The 9,508-nt window shown below is 52.2% G+C and carries 6 protein-coding genes; 3 read left to right on the top strand and 3 right to left on the bottom strand.

The window, feature by feature from the left end:
- On the bottom strand, nucleotides 1-1,319 hold a 1,319-nt coding region (locus tag Q1Y74_RS11950; RefSeq protein WP_300814544.1), incomplete at its 3' end, for a carbon starvation protein A.
- A 175-nt stretch (nucleotides 1,320-1,494) separates the two neighbouring features.
- Here Q1Y74_RS11950 and Q1Y74_RS11945 point away from each other — a divergent pair.
- Entirely contained in the window at nucleotides 1,495-2,925 is a 1,431-nt protein-coding gene (locus tag Q1Y74_RS11945; protein ID WP_300814545.1) for a family 10 glycosylhydrolase, read from the top strand.
- 237 nt (nucleotides 2,926-3,162) lie between these two features.
- Here Q1Y74_RS11945 and Q1Y74_RS11940 read toward each other — a convergent pair whose 3' ends face one another.
- Both Q1Y74_RS11940 and Q1Y74_RS11935 read right to left on the bottom strand, forming a co-directional pair.
- Nucleotides 3,163-5,061 (bottom strand): HD domain-containing protein, encoded by a 1,899-nt coding sequence (locus Q1Y74_RS11940; protein ID WP_300814543.1) that lies wholly within the window; start codon nucleotides 5,059-5,061, stop codon nucleotides 3,163-3,165.
- Between the two features lie 239 nt (nucleotides 5,062-5,300).
- Nucleotides 5,301-6,497, bottom strand: a complete 1,197-nt coding sequence (locus Q1Y74_RS11935; protein ID WP_300814542.1) for a hypothetical protein — start codon at nucleotides 6,495-6,497, stop codon at nucleotides 5,301-5,303.
- 96 nt (nucleotides 6,498-6,593) lie between these two features.
- Between Q1Y74_RS11935 and Q1Y74_RS11930 the strand changes: the two genes are divergently transcribed.
- Nucleotides 6,594-7,772 carry an AAA family ATPase gene (locus tag Q1Y74_RS11930; protein ID WP_300814541.1) on the top strand — a complete coding sequence of 393 codons (1,179 nt, stop codon included), beginning with the start codon at nucleotides 6,594-6,596 and terminating at the stop codon, nucleotides 7,770-7,772.
- Between the two features lie 54 nt (nucleotides 7,773-7,826).
- A partial coding sequence (gene nifJ / locus Q1Y74_RS11925; protein WP_300814540.1) for a pyruvate:ferredoxin (flavodoxin) oxidoreductase occupies nucleotides 7,827-9,508 on the top strand: 1,682 nt, incomplete at its 3' end.

Below are 9,508 nucleotides of genomic sequence, written 5' to 3'. Positions count from 1 at the left end.
TCGGGAGCCACACAGATGTAAGTGGTGCATACGGCGGTCATAAAGAGAGCGGGAATCAAGGTGACAAAATAATAGAATCCTTTCTTGTTGCGCACCAGATAGACCGTTATGGCCCAAAGCGTGAAGACAGAGAGCGTCTGGTTGGCCCATGCAAAGTAACGCCAAATCATGTCGAAGCCATCGGCATCGCGCAGACTGTAGAGCAACAGGGCAATAGCAGCCAGGAACATGGGGATGCAGACGTACAAACGACGGCGCATGGACTTTTGTTCCAGGTTCAGGAAATCGGCCACAATCAGACGGGCGGAACGGAAAGCCGTATCACCGCTGGTGATGGGGGCTGCAATCACACCCAGGATAGCCAGCACACCACCGACGGAGCCCAACCAATCCTTCGTAATGGCATCTACAATGACAGCGGCGTTGGTCTCCGACATGCCGTGCTCGTTGAAGAAATAATTTGCGGCAGCAGCCCAAATCAAGGCCACGATACCCTCGGTAATCATGGAGCCATAGAAAACAGGACGCCCATGGCGTTCGCTAGTCATGCAGCGGGCCATCAACGGACTCTGCGTAGCATGGAAACCGCTGATAGCGCCACATGCTATGCTGACAAACATGATGGGGAAGATGGGCAGCACGGCTGCATTAGGATGGGTATTCTGCAATCCGTCCCAGAATTCGGGCAGAGTGGGATGATTCACATAGAGCATCACCAGAATGCCCACCGCCATAAACAGCAGGGCGATGGCAAAGAGCGGATAAATCTTGCCGATAATCTTGTCCACAGGCAGCAGAGTAGCCAAGATGTAATAGACAAATACGACGATAATCCAGAAGGTGGTATCCAGCGTTTCAGGCGTCAGGCTGGCCAGCAGTCCTGCCGGTCCGGCCACAAACACGGCACCCACCAATATCATCAGGATGACCGTGAAACCGCGCATCACCTGCTTGGTGGTCACACCCAGATAGCGTCCGATGATTTCAGGCAGGCTCTCGCCATCGTGCCGGATGGAAAGCATACCGGCCAGATAATCGTGTGTAGCTCCGGCAAAGATGCTACCCAGCACAATCCACAGATAGGAGGCCGTTCCGAACTTGGCACCCATGATGGCACCGAAGATGGGGCCGAGGCCGGCTATATTCAAGAATTGAATCATAAAGATTTTCCAGGTGGGAAGGGGAATGAAGTCCACTCCGTCCGTCTTGGTCAGGGCAGGAGTCTTGCGGTCATCAGGACCGAAAATACGTTCTACGAATTTCCCATAAACAAAATAGCCGGCAATCAAGGCCAGCAAACATAAGGTAAATGTAATCATGACGTGTTCTTTTTATATTTTTTAAAGTTTATGGCTGCAAATGTAGGAGTTTCCGAGCAAACCACACAACTTTCTCATGTGTTTTACCTATCTTCGCCGAGAAAAAATACAAGAAAACATGAAAGCAAAGATGATTACCCCTTCATATACCCGACAGATAGCGCTCTGTTGCCTGATGTTGCTTGCAGCCACCTTCACCGTATGGCCACAATCCAAACGGGAGGTACGTGCGGCCTGGGTTACAGCTGTTTATGGCCTGGACTGGCCCCGTACCAGAGCCACTACTCCTGAAAAGATGCGCCGCCAGAAGGAAGAGCTCATCGAAATCCTGGACAAGCTGAAGGCGGCACACTTCAACACCGTCCTTTTCCAGACCCGCACACGCGGCGACGTGCTCTACCGCTCGGACATCGAACCCTTCAACTCCATCCTGACAGGAAAAGTTGACGGTGACCCCGGCTACGACCCGCTGGCATTCGCCGTCGAGGAATGCCACAAGCGTGGCATGGAATGCCACGCCTGGATGGTGACCATCCCTTTAGGCAACCGCAAGCATGTAGCTTCGCTTGAAAAGAAATCCGTCACCCGCAAGAAACCCTCCATTTGCGTACCCTACAAACGGGAATACTTCCTGAACCCCGGCAACCCCGAAACCAAGGAATACCTGATGAGCCTGGTGCGCGAAGTAGTGGAGCGTTATGACGTAGACGGCGTACACTTCGACTACCTGCGCTATCCCGAACATGCGCCCCGATTCCCAGACAGCTACGACTTCCGCAGGTACGGCAAAGGACGCAGTCTCGACCAGTGGCGGCGCGACAACATCACGGAAATCGTGCGCTATATATATAAAGGTGTAAAACAACTGAAACCGTGGGTCAAGGTGAGCACCTGTCCCGTCGGCAAGTACCGCGACACCTCGCGCTACTCTTCGCGCGGATGGAATGCCTTCCACACCGTTTACCAGGACGTGCAAGGCTGGCTGGGCGAAGGCATCCAAGACCAGATATACCCCATGATGTACTTCCGCGGAAACGGTTTCTACCCCTTCGCACTCGACTGGAAAGAGCAGAGCAACGGACGGCAGGTCATTCCTGGCCTGGGCATCTACTTTCTGGACCCCTCCGAGGGTGACTGGAGTGTGGAAGAAGTGGAACGGCAAATCAACTTCGTCCGCAAGCACCAACTGGACGGCGAAGGACACTACCGGGTGAAGTACCTGATGGACAACACGCAGGGGCTGTATGACATCCTGACCGAAAAGTACTACACCGCCCCCGCCCTGCAACCTGTCATGCCCTGGATAGACAACGTAGCTCCCACCTCCCCCACCGGAGTCCGCGTGGAAAAAATCAAGGAAGGCTATTGGAAAATCAGCTGGCAACCGTCAACCGACAACGATAAGCGTAACGCGCCCACCTATGTGGTCTACGGTTCGGACACTTACCCCGTTGACACCAACAATCCGGACAACATCCTGGCACAACGGGTACAGGGAACGGAGTTCATCTATGCCCCCATCCGTCCATGGACCACCCGCAAGTATTTTGCCGTCACAGCCATGGACCGTTGTGGCAACGAAAGCGGCACAGCCGAAGGGAAATGACAGTTCCAGCCGCCAGGATACCCAAGGATAACCTCCGAGCCTCTTTGGCATCACCTCCGAGCCTCTTTGGCACAGCCTCCGAGCCTCTTTGACACTGACCGCCGACAACCTTGAAAAAGGCAGCAAACGATGCATGTAAAAACGACGCGGACTTGACAGACCATCTTCCGTTCTTTCATCAAAAAAACGGAAGCCCATCTCTGTCAAGTCCGCGTCATTTGGCGTGCTCTCCCCCCATTATCGGGCCACGTCCTTTGGAGAATCCTTCATTTCCTCCCGATACACTTCGTCCACTCCGTCAATGCGTCCGATGGTGGCAATGACTTTCTGCAACTCACTGAACGAATGTACCGCAAAGTCAATGGAACACTCCGCAATCTCGTCCACCGTAGCCGTATTCAGGCTGGTGATGGAAAGCTTCATGCCGTTGGTGATGCAGTCCACCAGGTCTATCAGCAGGTGATAGCGGTCTACGGCCCTCACCTTAATCCGAACAGGATAGTACACGTGTTCGTCTTCCGGGAAGTCTACCGAAACAATGGAATCGCCGTCCTGTGATGCCTGACGGATGACCACGGCACAATCGCGTTTGTGTATGGTCACCGTGCCGTCTATCTCCCTGAAGCCTATCACCTCATTGCCAGGCAACGGATGACAGGAAAGACAACGGTTCTTGGGTATGGATTTCATCTGTCCCAGGCAGGCACGCAAGCCGCTTTTTGCTTTATAGGTCTGCACACTGTCCAGCCATCCGGGACGGGGCATGAAGTCCGGATTGACACCTACCTCCACACAATCCCCATGATGCAGTTCCGTCTTTACCGAACAAAGCTTGCCGTTCACCTTGGCAAACTGGGCATGTTTGCCCATCTCCGTATCCATCTCGAAAGCGAAATCCAACACCGTGGCCCGTTGCGGCAGGTTGACGGCTTTCCCTTTCGGCGTAAACACGGTAATGTCTTCGTTATAGAGCGAACTGACCACACTGTCCATAAACCAGCCTTCGGCAGTCTGGCTGGCCGCATCCTTCAGCAGGGCACGGAACTTGGCAATCCAGTTGTCCCACGCTCCCTCCATGCGCTCCACGGCACAGCCCAGCTTGGAGTTGAGCACCATGCGCTCAGAAGAGATGTGGATTTCCTCCCACACGCCCTGCTCGCTGAGCAGGCGGATATGGAAACTCTGATAACCGTTTTCCTTCGGGGAGTCTATGAAGTTGACAATGCTGCCCGGCTGCTCCTTGAAGCGGTCGGTCAGGATGGAATAGATGTGCAGGCAGATTTTCTTTTCGTCCGCCTCGCGGTCGGCCGGATAGATGAGACGCACCACGTGGCGATAGTCCAGGTGCTTGAAGTCGCGTCCGGTAGACTGTATCTTGCGCCAAATGCTGTAAGGCATGCGGTAACGCACCTCCGTACGTGCCCGGATTCCTTTCCGGGCAAGCAATTCCAACATTTCGCCGGTAAAGGCTTCCAGTCGCGGACGGTCTTCGGCCTTGTCTTTCTCGATGGCCTGCTCCAGGCTCTCATACTCCAGCGGACAACGGTAGCGCAGGCTCAAGTTCTCCAGTTCGCGCCGTATGCCGTAAAGTCCCAGGCGGTTGGCCAGCGGCGCATAGAAATAGTCCGTCTCCCCGGCAATCTTCATCTGCTTCTCGGGCCGCATACTGTCCAGAGTGCGCATGTTGTGCAAGCGGTCGGCCAGCTTGATCAGGATGGCCCGGATGTCGTAATGCAGCGACTCCAGCATCTGCTTGAAGTTGTCCACCTGCTTCGAGGTTTCATACTGCATCTTCTTCTGCTTCGTCACCACCTGAACCAGATAGGCCACATCGTCACCGAAACGTGCCCTTACGTCTTCGATGGTAAAATCCGTATCCTCCACCACATCGTGCAGGAAGGCCGCAATCACCGGATTAGGTCCCAGCTGCAACTCCTCGGCAATGATACGCGCCACGGCCACGGGATGAATAATGTAAGGCGCACCGCTTTTACGTTTCTGTCCGGCATGGGCTTCGCGGGCAAACTCAAAAGCCTTCTTGATGCGTGTACAGTCTTCGTCCGACACGTTCCGCCGTCTCATAACAGACAGGATAATCTCCAGTTGTCCGTTGATTTGTTTATCAAAGTCTTCCATGATGCGATATGTTTTTCAGTATTAATTCATAAGTTACGAGCTACAAGCTACGAGCTACGAGTAAAGAAGAATACTAACCGCTAACAGCTAACCGTTAACCACTAACCGCTACCGTCCTCCGCTTTCTCGCAATACGCAAAAATAACGAAAAAAGGGTAATATAGGAAAAGCATTGTCACTTTTTTGAAAAAAACATTGCGGCTTTCGCCCAAAAAGAACAACAGTTTCCCCCACCGGCTTCATTCTCCAATTTTCACATAAGCCCGATATCGGCTGCGTGGCGTGATGGGCACCAGCGGACAATAGCCCGAAACTATCCTTCCGTTCTCCACCACCAACGGATAGTCGCGGCTATCCAGCTTGTGCCGTTCCTGCAATGCCTCGTTGTTCGGGAAACTGTCTATCGAGAAGATGCCCTCTTTCCCCGGAGCCACAAAATCGGCATACAGGCGGTGGGAGACAATGCCCATCGTCATGCGCAGATTGATTTCCACAAACGGATGGATGGCATACGGGTGTCCCTCTTTCTGACGACAAATCATCATGTCCACCCCCAAAGGCCCCGTATAGCAATTACCATACAACAGTTCAAGTCCCTGCTGAACCGTTTCTCTGATCCGTATCACCACCTGGAGCGGCACATAATGCTGAATCCACCGCTCCACCTCCTCATCCGAAGCCAGCACATTCCCTTTGTAAGCTCCCTTGCTGTCTGTCATGAAACGCGAATAACCTGTAAAAGGAACCTTGCCCTGACCGTCCGAATAAAACTCCATGGCAAAATCCTCTACCTTGTCGCAGATAGGTTCTGCCATAAAGTATCCATGCTGCTCCAGTTCTTTCCGACACCAGTCTTCCGTAGCCTTGCTCATCCCCTGGCGGCACCAGCGCAAGCCCTTCCCGCTACCCGACCAGCCGGCCTTCAGCAGATAGCCCCCCTCCAACTCTTTCAGTTTCCCCTCAACCAGCAGTTGCATGTGCTCTTCATCTATCACAAAATTGCACCCACAAGTATGCTCCAGCTGCATATTTTTGAAAATCAAATAGAAGAAAGAAGTCTGCGTGCGCGAAGAGTAACGGCGGAAAGCCTCCAGTTCAGCCATAGAAGGCAACCTGCGCTCCAGTATGCCTCCTTTCAGCATCCGTCTGCGCAGAGCCGGATTCCAGCCCCAAGGCATCACCTGCACATCGGCATAGTTGGGCAACTCCTGCTCTACCACCAATTGCACAGGCAATGAAAAGAGTTGCCGCATCTGCTGCAAGAAATCGGTGTTATAGGCCGAAGGGGCAAGTACCAGACTACCCGGTTGTGCATACCAGGAAGGTAACAAGGCCAAATCTTCCGCCATGCGGCGTATCGGAGCGGCAGGCAAATAATTCTCCTGATTGTCGGCCAAAGCCATATCGGTATCAGGGTTAAAAACATAGAGTTTCATAATCCGTCTGTTGATTTATTAATATATTTTGCTATCTCCACTTTGCAAATATACAAAAAAGCCGTATATTTGTCCCCTGAAAATCGAAAATAAAGCATGGAAGCATTTTACCGCACACACGCCTACCTTGTAGAGCACACGAACGCCCCTGTCCGCCGCGATCTCATGGACGAGATTGACTGGAGCGACCGCCTCATTGGCATCAAGGGCACACGGGGGGTCGGCAAAACCACTTTCCTGCTGCAATATGCCAAAGAAAAATTCGGCACCGACCGTTCCTGCCTGTTCATCAACATGAACAACTTCTACTTCTCGGGGCACAGCATTGTCCATTTTGCCGATGAGTTCCAACGTAGGGGCGGCAAAGTGCTGCTCATTGACCAGGTATTCAAGTATCCTGATTGGAGCAAGGAACTGCGTCTGTGTTACGACCGCTTCCCCAACCTGAAGATTGTCTTCACCGGCTCGTCCGTCATGCGGTTGAAGGAAGAGAACCTCGAACTGCGCGATGTCGTTAAGAGTTACAACTTGCGGGGTTTTTCCTTCCGCGAGTTCCTGAACCTGCAGACGGGCATGAAATTCCACGCCTATACGCTGGAGGAAATCCTGAGCAACCATGAACAGATAGCCAAAGGCATCCTTTCCAAAGTCCATCCGCTGGAGTACTTCCAGGATTACCTGCACCACGGTTTTTATCCCTTTTTCCTCGAGAAAAGGAACTTTTCGGAGAATCTGCTCAAGACCATGAACATGATGGTCGAGGTAGACATTCTGCTTATCAAACAAATTGAGCTGAAATATCTTTCAAAGATAAAAAAATTACTATATTTGTTGGCTGTTGACGGCCCCAAAGCTCCTAACGTGAGCCAGTTGGCCAACGACATTCAGACATCCCGCGCCACGGTAATGAACTACATCAAGTATCTGGCAGACGCGCGCCTTATCAACATGGTATATCCCAAAGGAGAAGAATTCCCCAAGAAGCCATCCAAGATAATGATGCACAACCCCAACCTGATGTATTCCATTTACCCCGTCAAGGTTGAAGAACAGGATATTCTGGACACTTTCTTTGTCAACACAATGTGGAAGGACCACAAGGTGAACAAAGGAGACAAGAACATATCGTTTCTGGTAGACGATGTCATGCCTTTCAAAATTTGTTGCGAAGGCACCAAGGTCAAGAACCACCCGGGAATAACCTACGCCCAGCATAAAATGGAGATAGGCCGCGAAAACCAAATACCGCTTTGGCTGTTTGGTTTCTTATATTAATACTATAATAAAGACTGAGAATCGTTTTTTTACTTAATAAATTCATTTTTAGTTATGACTAAACAGAAAAAATTCATCACTTGTGATGGTAACGAAGCCGCTGCACACATCTCGTACATGTTCTCCGAGGTAGCTGCTATCTACCCCATCACTCCATCATCCACCATGGCTGAACACGTGGACGAATGGGCTGCCGCAGGCCGCAAGAACATCTTCGGCGAGACAGTACTGGTACAGGAAATGCAGTCGGAAGCCGGTGCTGCCGGTGCCGTACACGGCTCACTGCAGGCAGGTGCGCTGACTACCACCTACACCGCTTCACAAGGTCTGCTGCTGATGATCCCCAACATGTACAAGATTGCCGGTGAAAACCTGCCCTGCGTATTCCACGTATCGGCACGTACACTCGCCAGCCACGCTCTGTGTATCTTCGGCGACCATCAGGATGTTATGTCTTGCCGCCAGACAGGATTTGCCATGCTGGCCGAAGGCTCTGTACAGGAAGTGATGGACCTCGCAGGTGTAGCTCACCTGTCCACGCTGAAGGCTCGCGTTCCGTTCATCAACTTCTTCGACGGTTTCCGTACATCACACGAAATCCAGAAGATTGAGAAGCTGGACAACGAAGACCTCGCTCCGCTGATTGACCAGGAAGCTTTGGCCGAATTCCGCAGCCGCGCCATGAACCCCATGACTCCGGTAGCACGCGGTATGGCTGAAAACCCCGACCACTTCTTCCAACACCGTGAATCCTGCAACAACTTCTATGAAGCAGTTCCTGCCATCGTAGAAGACTATATGAAGAAAATCAGCGAAATCACCGGCCGCAACTACGGTCTGTTCGACTACTACGGCGATCCCGAAGCCGACCGCGTCATCATCGCTATGGGTTCGGTAACCGAAGCTATCCGCGAAGTAATCGACTATCTGCGCGCCAAAGGCGAGAAAGTAGGTTTGGTAGCTGTTCACCTCTATCGTCCGTTCTCTGCCAAGCACTTCCTGGCTGCTGTGCCCAAGACTGCCAAGCGCATTGCCGTACTCGACCGTACCAAGGAACCGGGTGCCAACGGCGAACCGCTTTATATGGATGTTAAAGACTGCTTCTACGGACAGGAAAATGCTCCGCTTATCGTTGGCGGACGTTACGGTCTGGGTTCGAAAGATACCACTCCGGCACAAATCTTTGCCGTTTACGACAACCTGTCATTGCCGACTCCGAAGAACCACTTCACGATCGGTATCGTAGACGACGTTACCTTCACTTCTCTGCCTCAGGAAGCTGAAATCGCAGTAGGTGGCGAAGGTATGTTCGAGGCCAAGTTCTACGGTCTGGGTGCCGACGGTACAGTAGGTGCCAACAAGAACTCCGTAAAGATTATCGGTGACAACACCGACAAGCACTGTCAAGCATACTTCTCTTACGACTCCAAGAAGTCCGGCGGTTTCACCTGCTCTCACCTGCGTTTCGGTGACAGCCCCATCCGCTCCACTTACCTGGTAAATACACCTAACTTCGTAGCTTGCCACGTACAGGCTTACCTGCACATGTACGACGTAACCCGCGGTCTGCGTAAGAACGGTTCGTTCCTGCTCAACACCATCTGGGAAGGCGAAGAACTGGCAAAGAACCTGCCGAACAAGGTGAAGAAATATTTCGCACAGAACAACATCACCGTTTACTACATCAACGCAACTCAGATTGCACAGGAAATCGGTTTGGGCAACCGTACCAACAC

The organism is uncultured Bacteroides sp. (genome assembly GCF_949298305.1).
GTDB lineage: Bacteria > Bacteroidota > Bacteroidia > Bacteroidales > Bacteroidaceae > Bacteroides.
This window is presented reverse-complemented; position numbering and strand designations above follow the sequence as displayed.

Bases quoted from the DNA above. Each gene is read 5' to 3' on its own strand.
- Q1Y74_RS11945 (WP_300814545.1), top strand. From the start codon at position 1,495: ATGTTGCTTGCAGCCACCTTCACCGTATGGCCACAATCCAAACGGGAG.
- Q1Y74_RS11940 (WP_300814543.1), bottom strand. From the start codon at position 5,061: ATGGAAGACTTTGATAAACAAATCAACGGACAACTGGAGATTATCCTG.
- Q1Y74_RS11935 (WP_300814542.1), bottom strand. From the start codon at position 6,497: ATGAAACTCTATGTTTTTAACCCTGATACCGATATGGCTTTGGCCGAC.
- Q1Y74_RS11930 (WP_300814541.1), top strand. From the start codon at position 6,594: ATGGAAGCATTTTACCGCACACACGCCTACCTTGTAGAGCACACGAAC.